The organism is Desulfocurvus sp. DL1XJH-121 (genome assembly GCF_054819825.1).
Window position 1 is genome coordinate 1 of sequence record NZ_JBTVWW010000091.1, and the last position, 274, is coordinate 274.

Sequence of the window (274 nt, forward strand, 5' to 3'; positions counted from 1 at the left end):
GGAGATAAAGCATTCTGTTCAGGCGGAGACCAAAAAGTCCGCGGTCACGGCGGATATGTCGGAGACGATCAGATCCCGCGTCTGAATGTGCTTGATCTTCAGCGTTTGATCCGTGTTATTCCTAAACCGGTCGTAGCAATGGTATCAGGCTATGCCATCGGCGGAGGCCATGTGCTTCATATCGTCTGTGATTTAACGATTGCGGCCGATAACGCGATTTTCGGTCAAACCGGACCGAAAGTGGGAAGCTTTGATGCCGGTTACGGCTCAGGTT

General features: G+C 51.8%; 1 protein-coding gene. It reads left to right on the plus strand.

Features of this window, described 5'->3' with window-relative positions; translation table 11 throughout:
• On the plus strand, positions 1 to 274 hold a 274-nt coding region (locus ACYYG1_RS17430), incomplete at both ends, for an enoyl-CoA hydratase-related protein (protein ID WP_461211605.1).